Raw genomic sequence first — 22,605 nt, 5'->3', positions numbered from 1 at the left:
CGAGAGCCGCCGTCTTCCTTACAAGGCGACGCGCGTTGGCGCGCCGCCTCGTGACCTGCCGACAACCGGAATTACTGGGCGTCGCCTTCGCGCTTGACCAGCGCCGGACCACCCTGCTTTTCCTCTTCCGTGAGCGCCTTGTGCGACAGACGCAGACGACCCTTGTCGTCCTGCTGGATCACCTTCACGCGCACCGACTGGCCTTCCTTGAGGTACTCGTTGATGTCCTTGATACGCTCGTTGGCGATTTCGGAGATGTGCAGCAGACCGTCCTTGCCCGGCAGGACCGACACGATCGCACCGAACTCGAGCAGCTTGAGCACGGTACCGTCGTACACCTGACCCACTTCGACTTCCACGGTGATCAACTCGATGCGACGCTTCGCTTCCGCGATCCCTTCCGCGCTCGGGCTGGCAATGGTGACCACGCCGTCGTCCGAAATGTCGATGCTGGTACCCGTCTCTTCCGTCAGCGCGCGGATCACCGAACCACCCTTGCCGATCACATCGCGGATCTTCTCGGGGTTGATCTTGATCGTGACCATGCGCGGCGCGAATTCCGACAGCTCCGTACGCACGCCCGACTGCGCTTCGGTCATCTTGGCGAGGATGTGCAGGCGGCCTTCCTTGGCTTGCGCCAGCGCGACCTGCATGATTTCCTTCGTGATGCCCTGGATCTTGATGTCCATCTGCAGCGCGGTCACGCCATTCGACGTGCCGGCCACCTTGAAGTCCATGTCGCCCAGGTGATCTTCGTCGCCGAGAATATCGGTGAGCACGGCGAACTTGTTGCCCTCGAGGATCAGGCCCATGGCAATACCGGCGACCGGCGAGGTCATCGGCACACCGGCATCCATCATGGCGAGGCTGCCGCCGCAAACCGAAGCCATCGACGACGAGCCGTTCGACTCGGTGATCTCCGACACGACGCGCACGGTATAACCGAAATCGTCGGCGCTCGGCAGGCAAGCCACGAGCGCGCGCTTGGCCAGACGGCCGTGACCGATTTCACGACGCTTGGGCGAACCCACACGTCCGGTCTCGCCCGTCGAGAACGGCGGGAAGTTGTAGTGCAGCATGAAGCGATCACGATATTCGCCATGCAGCGCGTCGATAATCTGCTCGTCGCTCTTGGTGCCCAGCGTGGCCACCACGAGCGCCTGCGTTTCGCCACGCGTGAACAGGGCCGAGCCGTGCGCACGCGGCAGCACGCCGGTGCGAATCGTGATCGGACGCACGGTGCGCGTGTCGCGACCGTCGATACGCGGCTCGCCCGCGAGGATCTGGCTGCGCACGATCTTCGATTCCAGATCGAACAGGATGTTGCCCACGTCGATGTCGTCCGGCGCCGCTTCGCCCTTGGCGCTCGCGGCTTCGCCCAGCTTGGCGATGACGTCGCTGGTCACGGCGCGCAGCTGTTGCGTGCGGGCCTGCTTTTCACGGGTTTGGTAAGCGGCGCGCAGCGGGCCTTCTGCCAGCGCGGCCACCTGGGCGATCAGGGCTTCGTTCTTGGCGGCCGGGGCCCAATCCCACTCGGCCTTGCCGCCATCGCGCACGAGGTCGTGAATGGCGTTGATGGCCGTTTGCATTTGCTCGTGACCGAACACCACGGCGCCCAGCATCACGTCTTCCGGCAGTTCCTGCGCTTCCGACTCCACCATCAGCACGGCTTGCTCCGTACCGGCGACGACCAGATCGAGCTTCGACTTGGCGATCTGGTCACGCGACGGGTTGAGCACGTACTGGCTGTCGACATACGCCACGCGCGCGGCACCGACCGGGCCGTTGAACGGCAGACCCGAGATGGCCAGTGCGGCCGATGCGCCGATCAGGGCCGGAATGTCGGCCGGCACTTCCGGGTTCAGCGAGACGACCTGCACCACGACCTGAACTTCGTTGTAGAAGCCTTCCGGGAACAGCGGGCGGATCGGACGGTCGATCAGGCGCGACGTCAGCGTTTCGTTTTCCGACGGACGGCCTTCACGCTTGAAGAAGCCACCCGGGATCTTGCCGGCGGCGTAAGTCTTTTCCAGGTAGTCGACCGTCAGCGGGAAGAAATCCTGACCCGGCTTGGCATTCTTGGCGCCAACGACCGTGGCGAGCACGACGGTATCGTCCATGTCGACGAGCACGGCGCCCGAGGCCTGGCGAGCAATCTCACCGGTCTCCATGCGAACCGTGTTCTGTCCCCATTGGAAAGACTTCACGACTTTATTGAACATTTGCACTCCTATATCGAATCGCGCGAATGCAGCAGCGGCGCGATATCGCTGCCGGGGTGATCCCGACGCCTCACAGGGGGGAGTGTTATGCCATTCCAGCGTTGCTCGGCCGACTGCCGTGCATGTCTGATGCGACCCTGGAATGACACAAGCCCTGCTTGCCGACGAGGCCCCGTAAACCGGGAACCCGGCACTTCGCCAGGTTGATCGTCCGAAAGACGCGTCGTTCGCGTCGAATCCGGCACCGCCCAAAAACAAAATGCCTGCATCAGCACGCTGATACAGGCATCTCGTCGTAATCGCAATCGCTTACTTACGCAGGCCCAGCTTCTCGATCAGGGCGCGGTAGCGGTCCGCATCCTTGCCCTTGAGGTAGTCGAGCAGCTTACGGCGACGGCTCACCATGCGCAGCAGACCGCGGCGGCTGTGGTGATCCTTCATGTGGGCCTTGAAGTGCGGGGTCAGTTCGTTGATGCGCGTGGTGAGCAGCGCAACCTGAACTTCGGGGGAGCCGGTGTCATTGGCGGTGCGGGCGAATTGCGCCACGACGTCCGACTTCTTGATATCTGCGTTCGACATTGTCTTTCCTTTGAATACACGCGGTCACGGAAGAATGGCCGTGCCGTGAACTTACAAAAACATGTGCAACGAGGTCGCACATAAACAAAACTGCAAGTGCGCGATTATACGGGAGTCGACGTCGCGACGCCACATTTTTCCGCGCTTTGCCTTGACCGGCGGGGCCGGCAGGCCTGCCGGCGCGCCAAGATTCGCCAAACATCCGGAACAATCGAGTCAAATTCGCCGAATTACTCCGAAAATTGCGACAAATCGACGTTTACTGCCCGTCAGCGCTGGCGCGCCATCCGACACGTGCTCGGCAACGCGACCTTGCTCGCGGGCAGTTCCATGACGGTCTTGAATCCGTAGCCGGAACCCTCGTTGTCGAATTTCACCCCCGGTTCGCCGGCGCGGCGCATCACCGATACGTACAGCGGCTCGATCATCTGATGATCGTTTGCGCGCATCCAGGCGTCGGCGGGCGCCTCGCGAATCCGGCGATTCTCCAGCGCACGCGCCACCGTCGTCACGTCGATCGTGCCCGCCTGCTCCAGCGCCGCGGAGATCATGTCGATCATCACGCTCATGCGAAGCAGTGCGTAATCGTCGCGCGCGTCGGGATATCGGGCACGGAAGGCCTTGTAGAACGCATCGGACGCTTCGCCTCCCACGTTCGGATGCCACTCGGCGACCGCATATACCCGCCCCACGCCCGCGTCACCCAGCGCCCCCGGGGCGCCAAGCGCGTTGCCGTAGAACGTGTAGAACTTGAGCTCCATGCCCTGCTCGCGCGCGGCCTTGACCAGCAGTGTCAGGTCGTTGCCCCAGCTTCCCGTGACCACCGTGTCGGCTCCGGCCGCGCGGATGCGCGCGAGGTAGGGCGTAAAGTCCTTCACGCGACCGACCGGGCTGAACTGCTCACCGACGATCTGCACGTCCGGCCGCTTCGCGCCGATCATCTCGCGCGCCAGCCCCGCAACCTGCCGGCCAAAGCTGTAGTCCTGATTGAGCAGGTACACCTTCTGAATGCCGGCGTCTTCCTTGATGGCCTCGGTCAGCGCCTGCATGCGCATGGCGGCGTTGGCATCGAACGCGAAGTGCCAGAAGCTGCACTGTTCGTTGGTCAGCGCGGTATCGACCGCCGAATAGTTGAAGAACAGCATGCGCTGTCCGGGTTCGCGGGCGTTGCGCTTGTTGATGGCGTCGATCAGCGCGGAAGCCACGGCCGAGCTGTTGCCTTGCAACACGAACGGGATGCCGAGGTCGCCCGCCGCCTTGAGTTGCACCAGACTGTCCTCCACGCCGCCCTTGCTGTCGAAGACCGTCAATTCGAGCGGATGGGCGCCGTCGCGCAGTTTCACGCCGCCGCGCGCATTCACGCGGTCGATGGCGAAGCGCAGGTTCCGCTCGACCATGGCGCCGGCATTGCCGAACGGGCCGCTCATGCCCTCGATCAGCGCGAAGCGGATCGGCGGCGCGGCCTGTGCCAGGCCGGACACCGCCAGCAGACCGACGGCGCACAGCATCGCGCACGAGCGCGCCAGCAAGACTTGAACTTTCATCGAGACCCCAGTAACTCTCTCGGCGCGCATCATAACGCCCCACTCCCCACGCGGCAAGCCGACGCGCCCCGCGACGACCCGGGCGGCGGTATGCTATCGGCATGGCGCGCCAACGCCCCAAGCCCTCGTGCCCGCGCCCCGAAAGCGCTCGGCACCCCGGGGCGAGGCGCGTCGGCAATCCGCTTCCCACGAACCTCCCCCATCATGCGAGGCCACCCATGACGCATCCTCTCCGGGCACCTGCGAACGTCGCCGAAGCGATCGCGTTGCCGCGCCGCTCTCGCACCGCCCACCTCGCGCGCTACGCCGCGACCGCCATGGTGGCGCGCTGGCTGGCGACGGGCGCCCTCGCGGCGTCGCTCACCGCGTGCATCACGCCGACCTGGCAGCAACTCACGCCCAACATGTCACAGGCCGACGTGCAGGCACGACTCGGCAAACCGCCGGAAGTCTATCCGCTGACACCGGGCGTGACCCGCTGGCTGTATCCGACCAAGCCTTTCGGGGAGGAAACGATTGCCGCCGACTTCGACGCCCAGGGTCGCCTGCTGAGCACCGCCCAGGTGCTCTCCACGGAAGAATTCAACAAGGCCCTGGTCGACAAATGGACGAAAACCGACGTGCTCCATCACTACGGCGAGCCGGTCGAGACCAGCGCGTTTGCGCGCATGCATCGTGACGTCTGGACATATCGCTACAAGCAGGACGGTGCCTGGTTCTCGATGATGAACTTCTACTTCGACCCTGAAGGCGTGCTCAGGACCATGCAGGTGAGCCCCGACCCACTGCACGAGCGGCGCGACAACACGCTGTTCTGACACTCACGGGCGGCTGCGCCCACCCTGCGCCGCCCAATGCGAAACGCCCGCATCCCGGACTCCGGGATGCGGGCGTTTTTCCCACGTCGGCATTCACGACACCGCGACTGCATCTACTGCTCCGACTGAGGCCGATCGCGGCGTACAGGCGGCCCCGGACATTACGGCGTGAGTTGCGGGTTGAGCTTCTCGGCCTTGGAATAGAGCTTGTTGAGCGCCGACAGATAGGCCTTGGCCGACGCCGCGACGATGTCCGGGTCGGTGCCCACGCCGTTCACGATCCGGCCCGACTTCGACAGCCGCACCGTCACTTCGCCCTGCGACTGCGTGCCGGTCGTGATGGCATTGACCGAGTACAGCAATTGCTCGGCGCCGCTTTGCACCTGGGATTCGATGGCATTGAGCACCGCGTCGACGGGTCCGTTGCCCTCGGCCTCGCCGACGAGCTCCTTGCCTTGCGCGGTAAACACCACGCGCGCGCTCGGACGCTCGCCCGTTTCGGAGTGCTGGGCCATCGACACGAGGTAGAAGTGCTCGTTGCCTTCGGCCTGCGCTTCGTTCGACACGATGGCCAGAATGTCCTCGTCGAAAATCTCGGCCTTCTGGTCGGCCAATTCCTTGAAACGGGTGAACGCGGCGTTCACGTCCTGCTCCGACTCCATCTCGATGCCCAGCTCCTGCAGCCGCTGCTTGAACGCGTTACGGCCCGAGAGCTTGCCCAGCACGATCTTGTTGGCGGTCCAGCCCACGTCTTCCGCGCGCATGATCTCGTAGGTGTCGCGCGCCTTGAGCACGCCGTCCTGGTGGATGCCGGAGGCGTGCGCGAACGCGTTGGCGCCCACCACCGCCTTGTTCGGCTGCACATTGAACCCCGTGATTTGCGAGACGAGCTTCGATGCCGGCACGATCTGCGTGGTGTCGATGCCCAACTCCAGACCGAAGTAATCCTTGCGGGTCTTGAGCGCCATCACGACTTCCTCGAGCGACGTGTTGCCCGCACGCTCGCCCAGCCCGTTGATCGTGCACTCGATCTGGCGCGCGCCGCCCAGTTTCACGCCTGCCAGCGAGTTCGCCACGGCCATGCCGAGGTCGTTGTGGCAATGCACCGACCACACCGCCTTGTCCGAGTTCGGCACGCGCTCGCGCAGCGTTCGCACCAGTTGGCCGTAGAGTTCAGGCACGCCATAGCCGACCGTGTCGGCCACGTTGATGGTCGTCGCTCCCTCGCTGATCACGGCTTCGAGCACGCGGCACAGGAAGTCCAGATCGGAGCGGCTGCCGTCTTCCGGCGAGAACTCGATATTGTCGGTGAATTGACGCGCATAACGCACCGCGAGCTTCGCCTGCTCGAGCACCTGCTCCGGGCTCATGCGCAGCTTCTTCTCCATGTGCAGCGGCGATGTGGCGATAAAGGTGTGGATTCGCGAGGAATTCGCACCCTTCAGCGCTTCGGCGGCGCGCGCGATATCGCGGTCGTTGGCGCGTGCGAGCGAGCACACCGTGCTGTCCTTCACGATGCCGGCGATGGCCCGGATGGCCTCGAAGTCGCCGTTCGAGCTGGCCGCGAAACCCGCTTCGATAACGTCGACCCGCAGACGCTCCAGTTGACGGGCGATGCGGATCTTTTCATCGCGCGTCATCGACGCGCCCGGCGACTGTTCGCCGTCGCGCAAGGTCGTATCGAAAATGATCAGCTTGTCGGCCATGACTCTCTCCTGTGGGGATCTCGTAAGGTTCGGATTGTTTTGAATGTCGGGAGGTCGGCGCATCCGCGGGCCCGCGATCGCCCCGCCCCTGACGACCGCCGTCCGCGCGCCACGTGACATCGCGGCAACATCGGCGCAATCGTCGAATGCGCAGGCAACTACCGGGAGGGGATCAGCGCGCGACGCGCGCAGGCATGGCCGGCCCGAAGGCGGAAATACGGCATGGCATTGGCGGTGCGAGAGGAAGGCCCGAAGCCGGGATGACGCCTCAAATCATGAGCGCCAATATAGTCCCAATCGGGTGTTTTCGCAACGCGGGCACGGGCCGCCAGCCCAATATCGACGGGCGCGCGAGGTCACATGAAACGAAACCGCCCGACACCGGGCCGGGCGGGCGACTGGCGCAATGTCGCGGGATCAGAGCGGCGGAATGCGCAGCTTCTGCCCGGGGTAGATCTTGTCCGGGCTGCTCAGCATGGGCTTGTTCGCCTCGAAGATCACGTTGTACTTGTTCGCGTCGCCGTACTGCGCCTTCGAGATCGCCGATAGCGTGTCGCCCGAGGCGACCGTGTAATAGCGCGACTCGGGTTCGGCCGTCGAGACCGACATCTTGTCATCGACCTTCTCCACGCCCTTCACATTGCCCGCGCAAAGCAATGCCTTTTCCCTCGTGGCCTGATCCGCGGCCACGCCGAATACCGACACCGTGCGAGTCGCGCCGTCGAACGTCACGGTCAGCCCGGTGATGTTCAGGTTTTGCGTGTTGATGTAGTTCTGAATGGCATCGGCCGCTTTCCGATTCGCCTCATCTGCGTCGGGGCCCGGGGCGGGCGGCTCGGCGGCTTCCGCCTTGCTGCCCAGGAGTGCCTGACCTGCTTCCTTCACGAAGTCCAGAATGCCCATGATTGCTCCTTGCTTACGTCGAACTGCGAAACTGCGGAAACGGCGCCGGTTCGGCCAGAGTCGCCACGGCGTGTCCGGGCCACGGGGGGATGCTGCGACTTACCCGCCTCAAGACTACAACATCTGCCTGCGGGGTCGCCTGACAACATTGACAGGCGCAGGTGACAAGGGGCGTACGCAGACGCCCCTTGCACTGATGCCGTTACTCGTCGACTTCGCCGAAGATCCGCTGTCGACGGCCCTTCAGGAAGCGGAATGCCCAGAGGACATATCCGGAAATGCTGTACAGGCAGAACATGCCGAACAGGACGAGCGGCGGATCGGACGACACCAGAATGAAGCCGACCATGAAGAGCAGCACCACGCCGAACGACACGCGCTGGCGCACGTCGAGCGCCTTGCCGCTGTAGAACGGTGCATTCGAGACCATCGACATGCCGGCGTAGATCGTGAGGCCAAAGGCGACCCAGGGCATCCAGAAAACGTTCACGGGCAACTTGTTGTCGATCGTGATCCAGACGAAGCCCGCCACCAGCGCCGCCGCCGCCGGGCTGGCCAGCCCCTGGAAGAAGCGCTTGTCGACCACGCCGATATTCGTATTGAAGCGCGCGAGCCGCAGCGCCGCGCCCGCCACGTAGACGAACGCGGCGAGCCAGCCCCACTTGCCGATCTCGTGCAGGATCCACTCGTACATCACCAACGCCGGCGCCACGCCGAAAGAGGTCATGTCGGAGAGCGAGTCGTATTGCTCGCCGAAGGCGCTCTGCGTGTTGGTCATGCGGGCGACACGTCCGTCCATGCCATCGAGCACCATCGCGAAAAAGATCGCGATCGCGGCCTGCTCGAAGCGGTCGTTCATCGCCTGAACGATCGCGAAGAAGCCGCAGAACAGGGCTGCCGTGGTAAAGGCATTCGGCAGCAGATAGATGCCGCGATTGCGCGGGCGCACCGGAAGTTCGTCCTCCAGATGCGGGTCTTGGTCTTCGTTCATCAATGGCTCAGAAGATGGCTTGTTGCGGCCGAACGGCGAGAGGTGCCTTACGTTGTTGCGCAAGCGGCCGCGATGGTTTTCCGGCATCAGTACCTCCGTGACGGGCTTACAGTTCGGCGAGGATCGTCGAGGTGGCCGACACCTTGTCGCCGATGGCCACGCGCGGGCGCGACCCCAGCGGCAGGTATACGTCGACGCGTGAACCGAAACGGATGAAACCGTATCGCTGACCGCGCGCGAGCGTATCGCCTGCCTTGACGTAGCAAAGAATGCGGCGGGCGATGAGTCCGGCCACCTGAACGCTCGTGACGATCTGGCCACCCACGTCGATCACCAGGGCGTTGCGTTCGTTCTCGAGCGATGCCTTGTCGAGATCGGCATTGAGGAAACGCCCGGGGAAATATTCCACCTTGGTCACCGTGCCGTCAACCGGAGCACGATTCGAGTGCACGTTGAAGACGTTCATGAATACGCTGATCTTCAGCGCTTCACGACCTGCGTAGGTGTCCTGTGTGGTTTCGATCGCCACGACCCGGCCGTCGGCCGGCGAGAGCACGGCCCCCGACTGCTGCGGCACCTCGCGCGGCGGATCACGGAAGAACTGCAGGACGAACAGGGCGATCACCCAGAACGGCGCGGCCCACAACACCCCGGACATGAAATGCACCACGAGCGCGATGCCAACGGCGACACCCAGAAAGGGCCAGCCCTCGCGGGCAATGATCGGGTGTGGATAATGCATGCGATTGAGTTCGCGTCCTTGGCAATACAGTTGAGTGAGCGGTTCGGTCCGCATCGAGCCGAACCGTTGACGTGGCGGCATTGTAACAATGCGCGCGCCGCGGCGGCACTTTTTCCCCAAACGCCATACCGACGTCACAGGGCAGCGCCCGGCCCACCACGGCGTGCGGACAATGAAAAAGGCCGCCCGTGTTGCCATAGCCTTGGCTACGACAAAACAGACGGCCCCAACTGGACAACGCTCGCGGCACGTGCGCCCGGCAATACCGACGCGTACGTGCCGCGAGGCGTGTCGAAATCAGTTCTTCGACTGATCGACCAGCTTGTTCTTGGCGATCCACGGCATCATCGCGCGCAGCTTGCCGCCCACTTGCTCGATCTGGTGCTCGGCCGTGATACGGCGACGCGAGATCAGGGTCGGCGCGCCGGCCTTGTTTTCCAGAATGAACGACTTGGCGTACTCGCCCGTCTGGATGTCGGTCAGGCATTGCTTCATGGCCTTCTTCGTCTCTTCGGTCACGACGCGCGGGCCAGTGACATATTCACCGTACTCGGCGTTGTTCGAGATCGAGTAGTTCATGTTGGCGATACCGCCTTCGTAGATCAGGTCGACGATCAGCTTGAGTTCGTGCAGGCACTCGAAGTAGGCCATTTCCGGGGCATAGCCCGCTTCGACCAGCGTTTCGAAGCCGGCCTTGATCAGCTCGACCGTACCGCCGCACAGCACGGCTTGTTCGCCGAACAGGTCGGTTTCGGTCTCTTCGCGGAAATTCGTCTCGATGATGCCGGCACGGCCACCGCCATTGGCGGCTGCGTACGACAGCGCGATGTCACGGGCAGCACCCGACTTGTCTTGCGCCACGGCGATCAGGTGGGGCACGCCGCCACCTTGCGAGTACGTCGAGCGCACCGTGTGGCCCGGGGCCTTCGGGGCGATCATGATGACGTCGAGATCGGCACGCGGGATCACGCAGCCGTAGTGCACGTTGAAGCCGTGTGCGAAGGCCAGGGCTGCGCCTTCCTTGATGTTGGCGTGCACTTCGTTCTTGTACACGTCGGCGATCTGCTCGTCGGGCAGCAGCATCATGACGATGTCGGCCGACTTCACGGCTTCCGCCACTTCCTTGGTGTTCAGGCCGGCGTTGACCGCCTTGTTCCACGAAGCGCCGTTCTTGCGCAGACCGACCGTCACGTTCACGCCGCTGTCCTTCAGGTTCTGCGCGTGGGCGTGGCCTTGCGAGCCATAACCGATGATGGTGACTTGCTTGCCCTTGATGAGGGAGAGGTCGGCGTCTTTGTCGTAGAAAACTTTCATTTGGAATTGTCCCGTAATGCCAAAAAAATAACTGAAATCAGAATTTGGATCGAAATCCGCTTACCGCGTTGCCGCTACCGCTCAGACCTTCAGGATGCGCTCGCCGCGTCCGATGCCCGAGCCGCCGGTACGAACCGTCTCGAGAATCGCCGTACGATCCAGTCCCTCGATGAAGGCGTCGAGTTTCGACGAATTCCCCGTGAGTTCGATCGTGTAGGTCTTTTCGGTAACGTCAATGATGCGGCCGCGGAAAATATCCGACATCCGCTTCATCTCTTCCCGCTCCTTGCCCACGGCGCGAACCTTGATGAGCATCAGCTCACGTTCGATATGCGCGCCTTCGGTCAGATCCACCACCTTCACCACCTCGATCAGGCGGTTCAGGTGCTTGGTGATCTGCTCGATGACATCGTCGGAGCCCGTTGTGACCACCGTCATGCGCGAGAGCGACCGGTCTTCGGTCGGCGCCACGGTGAGGGTCTCGATATTGTAGCCACGCGCCGAGAAGAGGCCGACCACACGCGACAGCGCGCCCGGCTCGTTCTCGAGCAAAACAGAAATAATGTGCCTCATGGTGTATCCCGGATTGTCCTGGTTTGGGACGTCGCGCCCGTGCGCCGGCGATGCCGGCAGCCGCTGGCGGCGCGCACGCGCCTCGTCGTCTTACAGATCTTCCGAACCGAGCAGCATCTCGCTGATGCCCTTGCCCGCCTGGACCATCGGCCAGACGTTCTCGGTGGGATCCGTTTGGAAATCCATGAATACCGTGCGGTCCTTGAGGGCGATCGCCTCGCGCAGCGCCGGCTCGACGTCCGACGACTTCTCGATGCGCATGCCCACGTGCCCGTACGCCTCCGCGAGCTTCACGAAGTCAGGCAGCGCGTCCATGTACGAACTGGAGTAACGCTTGCTGTATTCGATCTGCTGCCACTGACGCACCATGCCCAGGTAGCGGTTGTTGAGCGAGAGGATCTTGATCGGCGTGCGGTATTGCAGACACGTCGAGAGTTCCTGGATGCACATCTGGATCGAGCCTTCGCCGGTGATACACGCGACTTCGGCATCGGGATGCGCCATCTTCACGCCCATCGCGGCCGGCAGGCCGAAGCCCATCGTGCCGAGTCCGCCGGAATTGATCCAGCGGCGCGGCTTGTTGAAGCGATAGTACTGAGCGGCCCACATCTGGTGCTGACCGACGTCCGAGCACACGAAGGCTTCGCCGTCGGTGAGCTTCCAGTACGTCTCGACCACGTGCTGGGGCTTGATGATCTCGCTCTCGCGATCGAACGCGAGACAATCGCGCGAGCGCCATTGCTCGATCTGCTTCCACCAGTCGGCGAGCGCCGCGGTGTCCGGGCCATGCTCGGCCGTCTGCAGGTTCTCGATCATTTCGCGCAGCACTTCCTTCACGTCGCCGACGATCGGAATGTCGACCTTCACACGCTTGGAAATCGACGACGGGTCGATATCGACGTGAATGATCTTGCGGGCGTTCGAGGAGAAGTGCTCCGGGTTGCCGATCACGCGGTCGTCGAAGCGCGCGCCGATGGCGATGAGCACGTCGCAGTGCTGCATGGCCATGTTGGCTTCGTACGTGCCGTGCATGCCCAGCATGCCGAGGAACTTGGGATCGCTCGCGCGATACCCGCCCAGGCCCATGAGCGTATTGGTCACCGGGTAGCCGAGTAGATCGCAGAACTGGTTCAGTTCTTTCGACGCGTCGGCCAGAATGATGCCGCCGCCGGTGTAGATATAGGGACGCTTGGCCGAGAGCAGCAGGCTCATGGCCTTGCGGATCTGCCCCGAGTGTCCCTTCGTGACCGGGCTGTACGAGCGCAGCGACACGGACTTCGGATACTCGAAGCGGCAGCGCGCCTTCGACACGTCCTTGGGAATATCGACCAGCACCGGCCCCGGACGGCCCGTCCTGGCGATATAGAAGGCTTTCTTGATCGTGGCGGCGAGATCGCGCACGTCCTTCACGAGGAAGTTGTGCTTCACGCACGGACGGGTGATGCCGACCGTGTCGCACTCCTGGAAGGCATCCTGGCCGATCGCGGCCGTGGGCACCTGCCCGGTGATGATCACGAGCGGGATCGAATCCATGTACGCCGTGGCAATGCCGGTGACCGCATTGGTCACGCCGGGGCCCGACGTCACGAGGCACACGCCGACCTTGTCGGTGGAACGCGAATAAGCGTCGGCCGCGTGGACGGCTGCCTGCTCATGGCGCACCAGAATGTGCTGGATCTTGTCCTGCTTGTAGAGTTCGTCGTAGATGTAGAGAACCGAACCGCCGGGATAACCCCACAGATGTTCGACCCCTTCTTCCTGAAGCGAGCGCACGAGAATTTCGGCGCCGATCATGTCTTCGGAAGTATTTTGGTGGCGTGTAGCTTCCGCCTCGGAGAATTCCGCGCTTGGCATGTTCATCGTCGACCTTTCAAAGTTTCGGCAAAAATTTTGATCGGGTGCTCTCCCCGCGAACTTGTGGTTCGGGCTCAAGCTGCGCGTCTGAATGATAGGCACCCCGGATAGGCGTGCCGATATTGAGACAATCACAGATATTGCGAACTGGCAACCTTACCGGTTCGCAGCAAAATGGTCAAGCATGTTTATGCATTTGCAGCATGAGTGCGAAGTCCGCCACCACGGCCTTCGCGCCGAATCCCCCGCAACGCCCCATGCTGGTGCACAATCTTCACATCATAGGAATCCGTCGCCCCCGGGGGGCTGTCCTCACATGAGGCGACGCAAAGCAAAAGCGGTTACAGCCGGGCGCGTTTTTGGTAGCATCCGCTCCGACTACGCGAACTTTACGCTTACACGGCATTTCACAGGCGCGGCACGCAACGCTGCGCGCACCCCACCGGATGGCATCTGACAAGGAACTGGCGGATTTTCTCGCAGGCATCGAACGGCGCGCCTTCAAGCAGGCCGTCTATGCCGTACGCGACGACGAGGCCGCCCTCGACATCGTTCAGGATGCGATGATCCGTCTGGCCGAGAAGTACGGCGACAAGCCGCCGGCCGACCTGCCGCTGCTCTTCACGCGCATCCTCCAGAACACGATTCACGACTATTTCCGCCGGCAAAAGGTGCGCAACACCTGGGTCACGCTGTTCTCGAATCTGGCGGGCCCGGGCGACGACGAGCGCGACGATTTCGATCCGCTGGAAACCTTGCTGGGCGAGGACGGGTCCGTGCAAACGGAGAGCAGCGAGGACGCCGTTTCGCGTGCCGAAATCCTCTCCGTCATCGAGACGGAAATACAGAAACTACCGACACGTCAACGAGAAGCCTTCCTCATGCGTTACTGGGAAGACATGGACGTTGCCGAGACCGCCGCCACGATGGGGTGTTCGGAAGGCAGCGTCAAGACGCACTGCTCCCGCGCCACGCACGCGCTGGCGCAGGCGTTGAAGGCAAAAGGGATCAGGTTATGAGTCACGATCTGGAAACGAGGGAAATCCGCTTCGCACATCGCGTGCGGCGTGCACTGGACGAAGCGTCCGACGCACCGTCGCCGAATATCGCGGCCCGGCTGGCCGCCGCTCGCCAGGAGGCGCTCGCCCGAAAGAAGCCGGAACCGGTCGCCGTGGTGCAACCGGCGCTGGCGCTCGCGGGCGTGGGCTCCGTGCAGGCGCCGGACGTCGGCGGTCCGCGCCGCGCGTTCGACCGGCTGGGCCGTCTCGGCCTGCTCTGGCCGCTTGCCGCACTGGTAATCGGCCTGGCGGGCATCGCGTACTGGGAACATCAGCAGCACATTCAGGATCTGGCGGACATCGATGCCGCCGTTTTGAGCGACGAACTGCCGTTGTCGGCCTATGCCGACCATGGCTTCAACGCCTATCTGAAGCGTGCCCAGTAGTTCCCCCACCCAAGACCGCCCAGTGACGCGACGCAACGTACTTTTTCTGGTCGCCGCGCTGATCGTGGCCGCGCTCGCCGGCACGGCAGCGCTGCGCCGCTCGCCAGCGCCGGTCCCCGTGTCCGATGCGCCGCCGACGATCTCCTCCGCCTCGGCACCCGATGTCGCGGGCCCTGCCAGTGCGCCGGTCGGCGCGCTGTCGGCCAGTGCCGCCGCGCCTGGCAGTACTCCCGGGGCCGCCGTTCCGAGCCCGGGCGGATACTGGGCCAGGCTCACGCCAGCGCAGCAGGAGGCGCTCTCCCCGCTCGCCCAGGACTGGAATCGCATGAGCGATCGTCAGCGCGAGAAGTGGGTCGAGATCGCCAAGCGGTTTCACACCCTGTCAGCGGAAGGCCGCAAGCGGCTGCATGACCGCATGGCCGACTGGGTGCGCCTCACGCCCGAGCAGCGCCAACTCGCGAGGGAGAGCTATCAGAACGCGAAGACCCTGCCGCCCGAGCGAAAGGCACAGGTGTGGCAGCAGTACCAGGAACTGACCGAAGAGCAGAAGAAGCGTCTGGCCGAAGTCGACCGGAAGCAGGCGAATCGTCCGAACGTGGTGAGCGCCCCCCCCACGGGTCGCACAGGCGTGAAGAACCCCTACGCCGCCGTCCACCGCAAGGAATCGATCACCGCCGGCAAGACCGGGGCGTTGCCCGCACCGGCGCCGACGAGCGCCTCCGCGCCGACCGCCGCACAACCGGCGTCGTCCTCGGCGGCGCCGTCGGCGCCGGCTTCGGCCGCATCGGGTGCCGGCGGCGCCGGCGCGAGTGCCGCGGGCAGCGACAGGAGTGCCGACGCCGTGTTCAATTCCGACCTCTATCACCACAACTGATCGCGACTGGCGCGCCGCGTCGTTGCACTGGAAATACGGAAAATGGCAAACGGTCGCCCCAGGGCGGCCGTTCTTGCATTCCCGCGCCGCGATCCGGGCAAGGCTCGTCGCGGGGCCGCCGCGCTGGCTCGCGGGCGCAATCTTCCGCATAATGGGCGGCACACGGCTCGACGTGTCCGACGCGGGAGTTCCACGCGCGGCACGTCCGGGCCTCTGACAAAAGATCCCAGACCACGCCGCGATGACCGACTCCGTCACTCCGCCCGCCGCCACCCCGGCCTCTGCTTCGTCGTCCGCTCGCCAGCCCTCCCAGGCGCCGATCCCACCGGTCGACGCCGCACCGGGGGCCGATTCCGGCACCTATGCAGTACCGACGCTGCGCCGCCGCGTACTCGCCATGGTCTACGAGTCGCTTCTGCTGTTCGGCGTGCTGTTCCTCGCCGGTTACCTCTTCAGTGCCCTGACCCAGCAACGCAGCGGCCTGATGTACCGTCACGCGATGCAGGCCTGGCTGTTTCTCGTGCTCGGCGCCTACTTCGTCTGGTTCTGGACCCACGGCGGCCAGACCCTGGCCATGAAAACCTGGAAGATCCGCCTGGTCGATGCGCGCGGCCTGCCCGTGCGCCCCGCACGCGCCGTTGCACGCTACGTGCTCGCGTGGCTGTGGGTCCTCCCGGCCATGGCCATCGACTGGGCGCTCGGGCTGACCGGCTGGGCCAGCGTCGGGCTGCTCGCGGGCTGGATGGTGCTCTGGGCGCTCGCCATGCGCGTGATGCCCGATCATCAGTTCGTGCACGACCGACTCGCCGGCACGCGCCTCGTGAGCGTGCTGGGCAAATGAACCCACCGCCGCCCACGTCCCCGACGTCACCGTCCAGGCTTCGCCCGTCTCGCGCCCACCTGATATACGGCGGCGTGGAAGCCGGCCTGTCGCTGGTCGTCGCCATCGTGACCTGGGCCACGTGGCACAGCGTATGGACGACGCTGCTGTGGACGGTGCTGTGGCTGCCCGTTGCGCACGCACTCGGGCTTGCCGCGGGCTTCGTCATGGCGGCCAACGGCGATCCGGCGCCGGCGCGACGCGTCAGCGCCGGCACGAACGTGGCCATCTGGGCCTACGAATGTGCCGCCTCCATCCTGTTGCTCGACATCTATCAGCCGTGGCTGAGCGCCGCGCCGCTGCCGGCGCCGAGCGGTCCGGCCCGCCCCGTTGCGGTCCTGCTGTTGCACGGCTACGGATGCAACCGCGCGTTCTGGCTGCGTTTTTCCCGCCATCTGGCCGAAGCGGGCTATGCCTGCGACGCCATCAATCTCGGCCAGATGTTCGGCGACATCGACAGCTATGCCGGCAACGTCGCGACGGCCGCGCAGGCGCTGGCCGAACGCACGCGGCTGCCGGTCGTGATCATCGGGCACAGCATGGGCGGTCTGGCCGCCCGCGCCAGCCTGAGGCGCTACCGCACGCTGCCAGTGGCCCACACCATCACCCTCGGCTCACCGCATTTCGGCACCCTGCACACGCGCAACGGCGTGGGGACGAACGTTCACCAGATGCGCCTGGGCAGCGACTGGCTCGTGGCGCTGGCCAACAGCGAGACCGATGCCGAACGCGCGCGCATCACGTCGATCTACAGCAACCACGACAACGTCGTCTACCCGGTGCGCACCTCGGTCTTGCCCGGCGCGCACAATCTCCCCCTGGACCGGCTGGGCCACGTGTCGCTCGCCACGCATCCCCGCGCGCGAGCCCTGGTGCTCGAGACGCTCGAGCGCATCGCGCAGGGTTTGCGGCACAGCGACTGAGCGCTGCGTCGGCGTCATCCGCCTGCGGCGTGCGGCCGGAATTCGCGATGTCGCGATGTCGCGATGTCGCGACGCCTGAAGACAGTTTCACGACACGCGCATGACTGTCATCGTCGCTTCATGAACGCATGGCGCAATGCTCGCATGTTCAACGCGACGTGCGAGCCGCTATGACGACGACCCCGACCTTCGATCTGCCGATCCCAACGCCGGCGGCTCGCGCCGGTCACTTCGCAGACGCGCCGCCGGGCCGCCCCGCCACGCCGCCCGCCAACCCTCCCGCCACGCCGCCCACCACCATCGATCTGCCGCCGGACACGCCCGATCCGCTCGACCCGCCGCCCGAAGGCATTACCCGCTACCGCACCATCTGGCTCTCGGACATCCACCTCGGCACGCAAGGCTGCCAGGCGGAATACCTGCTCGACTTCCTGCGCCACCATGAGTCCGACTACCTGTACCTCGTCGGCGACATCATCGACGGCTGGCATCTGCGCAAGGGCTGGCACTGGCCGCAGGCGCACAACGACGTCGTGCAGAAGATGCTGCGCCGCGCGCGCAAGGGCACTCAGGTGGTGTACGTGCCGGGTAATCACGACGAAGCGGCGCGCCAGTTCTGCGGACTGGCATTCGGCGACATTGCCGTACGCGACGAGGCGTTCCACACCACCTTGTCGGGCAAGCGCCTCTGGATCACGCACGGCGACCTGTTCGACGGCGTGATCCAGCACGCCAAGTGGCTCGCGTATCTCGGCGATTCGCTCTACACGCTCACGCTGCTGCTCAATCGCTGGTTCAACCGCGTACGCACGCGGTTCGGCTTTCCTTACTGGTCGCTGTCGCAATACCTGAAACATCAGGTCAAGAATGCCGTGAACTTCATTTCGGCTTTCGAACAGGTGATGGCGGACGAGGCACGCCGCCGCGGCTGCGATGGCGTGGTGTGCGGCCACATCCACAAGCCCGAGATCCGCGAGATCGACGGCCTGCTCTACTGCAACGACGGCGATTGGGTCGAGAGCCTCTCCGCGCTGGTCGAGACGGCCGAGGGCGAGTTGCGCATCGTCCACTGGACGCACAAGCGCGCGACCCGCGCGCCCGCGAAAGTCACGCCGGTCAGCGCGTGAGCGCCGGCGCACGGCGAGCGCGGCCCGCGTCGTCGGCCCACCCCGGTCGAGCCCGATCCGCGCGTCGTCGTTGATGTCCCACAGATGAACCCCGCACCCGCGCGGCAAGGCCCCGCCGCACGTGTGCCCCCTCTTCACGCGCCACCTGGCGCGTGTTACCGAAGCGCGCCATGTGCGCGAAGGAGCGCCCGATGAAAATCATGATCATCACCGACGCCTGGGACCCGCAAATCAACGGCGTGGTCCGCACGTTGAAGAACACGCGCGCTCAGCTCGAAGCCGCAGGCCACCGCGTGGAGTTGCTCACGCCACAGGAATTCCGAACCCTTCCCTGCCCGACCTATCCCGAAATCCGTCTCGCATTCTTCGCGGGTGGTCGTGTCGCGCGCCGCATCGAGGCGTTCGGGCCTGACGCGCTGCACATCGCCACCGAAGGTCCGCTCGGCATGGCCGCGCGCAAGTGGGCATTGCGCAACGACTTTCCGTTCACGACCGCCTACCACACGCGCTTTCCCGAGTACGTGCAGGCGCGCTTCGGCCTGCCGCTTGCCACGACCTACCGCTTCCTGCGCTGGTTCCACGGGCCCTCGCGCGCCGTGATGGCGCCAACGCCCGTCGTCAAGCGCGATCTCGAAGCGAACGGCTTCGGCAATGTGGTGTTGTGGACGCGCGGCGTCGATCTGGACATCTTCCGTATCCAGGACGCACATGTGCTAAATTCGGCACATCCGATTTTCCTCTACGTGGGGCGCGTTGCCGTGGAGAAGAACATCGAAGCCTTCCTGAAACTCGACCTGCCCGGCTCGAAGTGGGTCGCGGGCGAAGGGCCGCAACTGGCCGAGTTGCGTTCGCGCTATCCTGACGTGAACTACCTGGGTATGCTCTCGCAACCCGAGCTGGCGAAGGTATATGCGTCGGCGGACGTGTTCGTGTTCCCGAGCCGCACCGACACGTTCGGTCTGGTGCTGCTCGAGGCCATGGCGTGCGGCCTGCCCGTCGCCGCGTACCCCGTGACCGGTCCGGTCGATGTGCTGAACGGTTGCCCCGAGGGCGAAGGCGGCGCACTGCGCGAGGATCTGCGCGAGGCCTGCCTCGACGCCCTCAAGGTCCCACGCGAGAGCGCGCGGGCCTGGGCCGAACGATTCTCTTGGCAGGCCGCGTCCGAAGAGTTCGCCTCGCACCTGCATCCGCGCAAGCCCGAGCCGTCGCTCGCGCCCGCGGTCTGATCCACCCTCCAGAGCCCGTTGCGGCGAGGAACCCGACGCTTGTTCATCGATCACCCGCCGCCGCGCGACGAGCAGCCGAATCCGTACAAGGGCAACCGGGGCGTGATGCGCGCCTGGCGCGCGCTGAAGTATTCCCTGTCCGGCTTCAAATTCGCCGTGTTCGAGGAGAGCGCCTTCCGGCAGGAACTGGCGCTCGCCGTCATCCTGTTGCCGGCGGCCATCTTCCTGCCGGTGACGGCCGTCGAGCGCGTGCTGCTCATCGGCTCGATCCTGCTCGTGCTCATCATCGAGTTGATCAACTCCAGCATCGAAGCGGCCATCGACCGCATTTCGCTGGAGCGCCATGAGCTGTCGAAACGGGCGAAGGATTTCGGCAGCGCGGCGGTACTCATCGCGCTCGGTCTGTGCCTGCTCACCTGGGTATCGCTCGCCGGTCCCGTCATCGTCGATCTCGTACGTACAGCGTTTTTCTGATATCGCTCGTCGCCCCTGCCCCCGTGCTTGGCAGTGCCCCGCTGCCGGGTATAATCGGTCGCCGTATACCTGATACTCCTCAACTCATAATGGCAAGCGGAGAATCTCCTTCGCCGAGCTTGCCAGCCACCGGGGCCGACAGTCATGGAAGCAAAGCCGCCACGCCGAACCCGCGAACGAATTCTTGAGGTGTCGCTTCGACTCTTCAACGAAATCGGCGAACCCAACGTCACGACCACCACGATTGCCGAGGAGATGAAGATCAGCCCGGGCAATCTGTACTACCATTTCCGCAACAAAGACGACATCATCAACAGCATCTTCGCGCAGTTCGAGCAGGAAATCGAACGACGCCTGAGGCTGCCCGACGATCACAAGCCGACGCTCGACGAGGTCTGGACATATCTGCAATACATGTCCGAATTCCTGTGGCGCTTCCGGTTTCTTTATCGCGACCTCAACGACCTGCTTGCGCGCAACCGCACGCTCGAGACGCACTTCAAGCAGATCGTGGGCCACAAGAAGCGCTTCGCGCGCGAGATGTGCGACCTGCTCGTGGCCGACGGCGAGATGGAAATCACGCCCGAGCAGATCGAAGTGGTCACCACCAACATGGTGGTGCTCTCCACGTACTGGTTGTCCTATCAATTCGTGATGAACCCGCGCAAGTACAACGATCCCGAAGAAATCGGCGCCGGGCTGCATCAATCCAGCTATCACATCCTCTCGCAGATGGCGCCCTATCTGAAAGGCCGCTCGCGCGAGCTGTACGAGAAGATGGCACGTGAATCATCGGCCAAGGGAGCACAGTAAGGCATGTCGTCGGAAGTCAAATCCATCTGCATCTATTGCGGCGCCGCCGCGGGCGCGCGCCCGGCCTACGCCGAGGCCGCCCGCGAACTGGGCCGTCGCATGGCCGAATCAGGCATTCGTCTCGTTTACGGGGGCGGCAAGGTCGGCCTGATGGGCATCATCGCCGACGCCGTGCTCGCCCATGGCGGTCAGGCCGTCGGCATCATTCCGAAGGCATTGATGGACAAGGAAGTCGGCCATACCGGCCTGACCGAGCTGCACGTCGTCGAGAACATGCATCAGCGCAAGCAGATGATGGCCGATCTGTCGGACGCCTTCATCGCCATGCCCGGCGGCATCGGCACCTGCGAAGAGCTGTTCGAAGTCTTCACATGGCTCCAGATCGGCTACCACGCCAAACCGATCGGCCTGCTCAATGTCGAGCAGTATTACGATCCGCTGATGACCTTCCTCAAGTCGATGGTGACGGAACAGTTCCTCAAGGCGCCGCAGCTCGACCAGTTGCAGATCGCCACGTCGCCCGAGGCGCTGCTCGATACGATGCGCCATTTCAAGCCGGCGCAAATCGATCGCTGGGCCAACCAGCGCTCGCAGATCTAAGCCTCAGGCAACTCCCCTCGACGCGCATCTTCGTGCTGCGTGGCCCAATCGCCGCGCAGCGCAAGTAACAGCCCGGCAGCCGCGCGGCCGCTCGCCAGCCGCTTGGCCGGGACATTTCCCAAGGTGCCGATCGATCCCCATCGGTTGCCTCGTCGGCTATCTCACCAACAACGCTCTCGACCACGCCATCGCCTAAACCATCGCCTTCGCCAATCGATGGCTCCGCCGCTCCGGACAAGGACTCGTTGCGCGTCGGCGGGGAATTCTGCGTCGCCCCGGGCCTACAGCATCACGCCACAGCCACCGCCGGGCGCTCCACGCCGGGGTTGAACTCTTGCGGAATGGGCGACTCAGACTCCCGTCGTATGCGTACACGCGCATGCACGTCCGCCCCGACATCCGGACGGGTCCACGTTCTCCGACGCGCTACTTGCCCATCATGTTAAAGATGCTTCGCCCCATGCGGCTACTGCGATCGCGGTGGCTGCGACCGCACGCCGGCCTGCTGCTGCGCCGCAGCCTGTGGCAAGCGACGCCGCGCGGCGTGGCCATCGGCCTGGCCTGTGGGGTGTTCTTCGGGATTCTGATTCCGTTCGGACAGATGCTCGTCGCGATACTGGCGGCGGCCCTGCTGCGCGGCAACCTGTTTCTGGCAGCCGTCGGCACGCTGGTGACCAATCCGCTCACGGCGCCGTTCGTATATCTCGGGGCGCACCGGCTGGGCCGATGGATGCTGACGTGGTCGCCACAAGCCGAAATCGAGGCGACCGTGGCGGCCGCGGCGCGCGCCGGCGAGAGCGTCTGGAGCCAGTTGACGAGATTCGACTTCGGCACCGCGACACTGCATCTGGCCGCCGGGCTCACGGCATGCTCCATCGTGGGCGGCGCACTGGCGTACGTCATTGGCTATTTCGCCATTCGCTGGCGGGAGCGCCGCCAGCCCGTTAGCGTCACGATGGTGGGATCGCGACGTCGAGGCTGATCCCGCCCGATGCCCG

Annotated in this window: 22 protein-coding genes; 12 read left to right on the top strand and 10 right to left on the bottom strand. The window is 64.5% G+C overall.

Annotation, left to right across the window (positions count from 1 at the left end; all coding sequences use genetic code 11):
* Positions 1-71 precede the first annotated feature (71 nt).
* The 3 genes from pnp to LV28_RS33695 form a co-directional block, all read right to left on the bottom strand.
* Complete coding sequence (gene pnp / locus LV28_RS33705) at positions 72-2,228, bottom strand: polyribonucleotide nucleotidyltransferase (protein ID WP_023871630.1); 2,157 nt, start codon at positions 2,226-2,228, stop codon at positions 72-74.
* A gap of 303 nt (positions 2,229-2,531) precedes the next feature.
* Positions 2,532-2,801: a 30S ribosomal protein S15 gene (gene rpsO / locus LV28_RS33700; protein ID WP_023595479.1), complete on the bottom strand. Its 270-nt coding sequence runs from the start codon at positions 2,799-2,801 to the stop codon at positions 2,532-2,534.
* A 269-nt stretch (positions 2,802-3,070) separates the two neighbouring features.
* Complete coding sequence (locus tag LV28_RS33695; protein ID WP_038617880.1) at positions 3,071-4,345, bottom strand: branched-chain amino acid ABC transporter substrate-binding protein; 1,275 nt, start codon at positions 4,343-4,345, stop codon at positions 3,071-3,073.
* A gap of 218 nt (positions 4,346-4,563) precedes the next feature.
* Between LV28_RS33695 and LV28_RS33690 the strand changes: the two genes are divergently transcribed.
* Positions 4,564-5,163 carry a hypothetical protein gene (locus tag LV28_RS33690; RefSeq protein WP_025248999.1) on the top strand — a complete coding sequence of 200 codons (600 nt, stop codon included), beginning with the start codon at positions 4,564-4,566 and terminating at the stop codon, positions 5,161-5,163.
* A gap of 161 nt (positions 5,164-5,324) precedes the next feature.
* Here the strand turns inward: LV28_RS33690 and LV28_RS33685 are convergent, their stop codons facing one another.
* The 7 genes from LV28_RS33685 to LV28_RS33655 form a co-directional block, all read right to left on the bottom strand.
* A complete protein-coding gene (locus tag LV28_RS33685; RefSeq protein WP_023595476.1) occupies positions 5,325-6,869 on the bottom strand; it encodes a 2-isopropylmalate synthase in 1,545 nt (514 codons plus the stop codon).
* A 417-nt stretch (positions 6,870-7,286) separates the two neighbouring features.
* The gene (lysM, locus tag LV28_RS33680) at positions 7,287-7,772 is read right to left on the bottom strand and encodes a peptidoglycan-binding protein LysM (RefSeq protein ID WP_023595475.1); all 486 of its coding nucleotides are present in this window, start codon (positions 7,770-7,772) and stop codon (positions 7,287-7,289) included.
* 202 nt (positions 7,773-7,974) lie between these two features.
* Positions 7,975-8,850: a CDP-diacylglycerol--serine O-phosphatidyltransferase gene (gene pssA, locus LV28_RS33675; protein ID WP_023595474.1), complete on the bottom strand. Its 876-nt coding sequence runs from the start codon at positions 8,848-8,850 to the stop codon at positions 7,975-7,977.
* Between the two features lie 19 nt (positions 8,851-8,869).
* Complete coding sequence (locus LV28_RS33670) at positions 8,870-9,505, bottom strand: phosphatidylserine decarboxylase (protein ID WP_025248997.1); 636 nt, start codon at positions 9,503-9,505, stop codon at positions 8,870-8,872.
* 297 nt (positions 9,506-9,802) lie between these two features.
* Positions 9,803-10,819, bottom strand: coding sequence for a ketol-acid reductoisomerase (gene ilvC, locus LV28_RS33665; RefSeq protein ID WP_023595472.1), 1,017 nt, complete (start codon positions 10,817-10,819; stop codon positions 9,803-9,805).
* Between the two features lie 81 nt (positions 10,820-10,900).
* Positions 10,901-11,392 carry an acetolactate synthase small subunit gene (gene ilvN / locus LV28_RS33660; RefSeq protein WP_023595471.1) on the bottom strand — a complete coding sequence of 164 codons (492 nt, stop codon included), beginning with the start codon at positions 11,390-11,392 and terminating at the stop codon, positions 10,901-10,903.
* A 90-nt stretch (positions 11,393-11,482) separates the two neighbouring features.
* Positions 11,483-13,252, bottom strand: coding sequence for an acetolactate synthase 3 catalytic subunit (locus LV28_RS33655; RefSeq protein WP_023595470.1), 1,770 nt, complete (start codon positions 13,250-13,252; stop codon positions 11,483-11,485).
* A gap of 440 nt (positions 13,253-13,692) precedes the next feature.
* Between LV28_RS33655 and LV28_RS33650 the strand changes: the two genes are divergently transcribed.
* The 11 genes from LV28_RS33650 (at position 13,693) to LV28_RS33600 (ending at position 22,589) form a co-directional block, all read left to right on the top strand.
* The gene (locus LV28_RS33650; protein WP_023871635.1) at positions 13,693-14,265 is read left to right on the top strand and encodes an RNA polymerase sigma factor; all 573 of its coding nucleotides are present in this window, start codon (positions 13,693-13,695) and stop codon (positions 14,263-14,265) included.
* Positions 14,262-14,690, top strand: coding sequence for a DUF3619 family protein (locus LV28_RS33645; protein WP_023595468.1), 429 nt, complete (start codon positions 14,262-14,264; stop codon positions 14,688-14,690). The genes LV28_RS33650 and LV28_RS33645 overlap by 4 nt, the downstream gene beginning before the upstream one ends.
* Positions 14,691-14,712: 22 nt before the next feature.
* Entirely contained in the window at positions 14,713-15,564 is an 852-nt protein-coding gene (locus tag LV28_RS33640; RefSeq protein WP_023595467.1) for a DUF3106 domain-containing protein, read from the top strand.
* Between the two features lie 241 nt (positions 15,565-15,805).
* Complete coding sequence (locus LV28_RS33635) at positions 15,806-16,405, top strand: RDD family protein (RefSeq protein ID WP_023595466.1); 600 nt, start codon at positions 15,806-15,808, stop codon at positions 16,403-16,405.
* Positions 16,406-16,479: 74 nt separating this feature from the next.
* A complete protein-coding gene (locus LV28_RS33630) occupies positions 16,480-17,367 on the top strand; it encodes an esterase/lipase family protein (protein WP_052408607.1) in 888 nt (295 codons plus the stop codon).
* Between the two features lie 194 nt (positions 17,368-17,561).
* Positions 17,562-18,494: a UDP-2,3-diacylglucosamine diphosphatase gene (locus tag LV28_RS33625; protein WP_048806680.1), complete on the top strand. Its 933-nt coding sequence runs from the start codon at positions 17,562-17,564 to the stop codon at positions 18,492-18,494.
* 191 nt (positions 18,495-18,685) lie between these two features.
* Positions 18,686-19,720: a glycosyltransferase family 4 protein gene (locus tag LV28_RS33620; RefSeq protein ID WP_023595462.1), complete on the top strand. Its 1,035-nt coding sequence runs from the start codon at positions 18,686-18,688 to the stop codon at positions 19,718-19,720.
* 39 nt (positions 19,721-19,759) lie between these two features.
* Positions 19,760-20,194 carry a diacylglycerol kinase gene (locus LV28_RS33615; protein ID WP_023871638.1) on the top strand — a complete coding sequence of 145 codons (435 nt, stop codon included), beginning with the start codon at positions 19,760-19,762 and terminating at the stop codon, positions 20,192-20,194.
* A gap of 144 nt (positions 20,195-20,338) precedes the next feature.
* Positions 20,339-21,007 carry a TetR/AcrR family transcriptional regulator gene (locus LV28_RS33610; RefSeq protein ID WP_023595460.1) on the top strand — a complete coding sequence of 223 codons (669 nt, stop codon included), beginning with the start codon at positions 20,339-20,341 and terminating at the stop codon, positions 21,005-21,007.
* Between the two features lie 3 nt (positions 21,008-21,010).
* On the top strand, positions 21,011-21,607 hold the full coding sequence (locus tag LV28_RS33605; RefSeq protein ID WP_023595459.1) for an LOG family protein: 597 nt from the start codon (positions 21,011-21,013) through the stop codon (positions 21,605-21,607).
* 460 nt (positions 21,608-22,067) lie between these two features.
* Positions 22,068-22,589: a DUF2062 domain-containing protein gene (locus LV28_RS33600; RefSeq protein WP_058371637.1), complete on the top strand. Its 522-nt coding sequence runs from the start codon at positions 22,068-22,070 to the stop codon at positions 22,587-22,589.
* Positions 22,590-22,605: the final 16 nt, after the last annotated feature.

Source organism: Pandoraea pnomenusa, from assembly GCF_000767615.3.
GTDB lineage: Bacteria > Pseudomonadota > Gammaproteobacteria > Burkholderiales > Burkholderiaceae > Pandoraea > Pandoraea pnomenusa.
The sequence above is the reverse complement of the archived record's forward strand: the minus strand, read 5'-3'. Positions and strand labels throughout refer to the sequence as shown.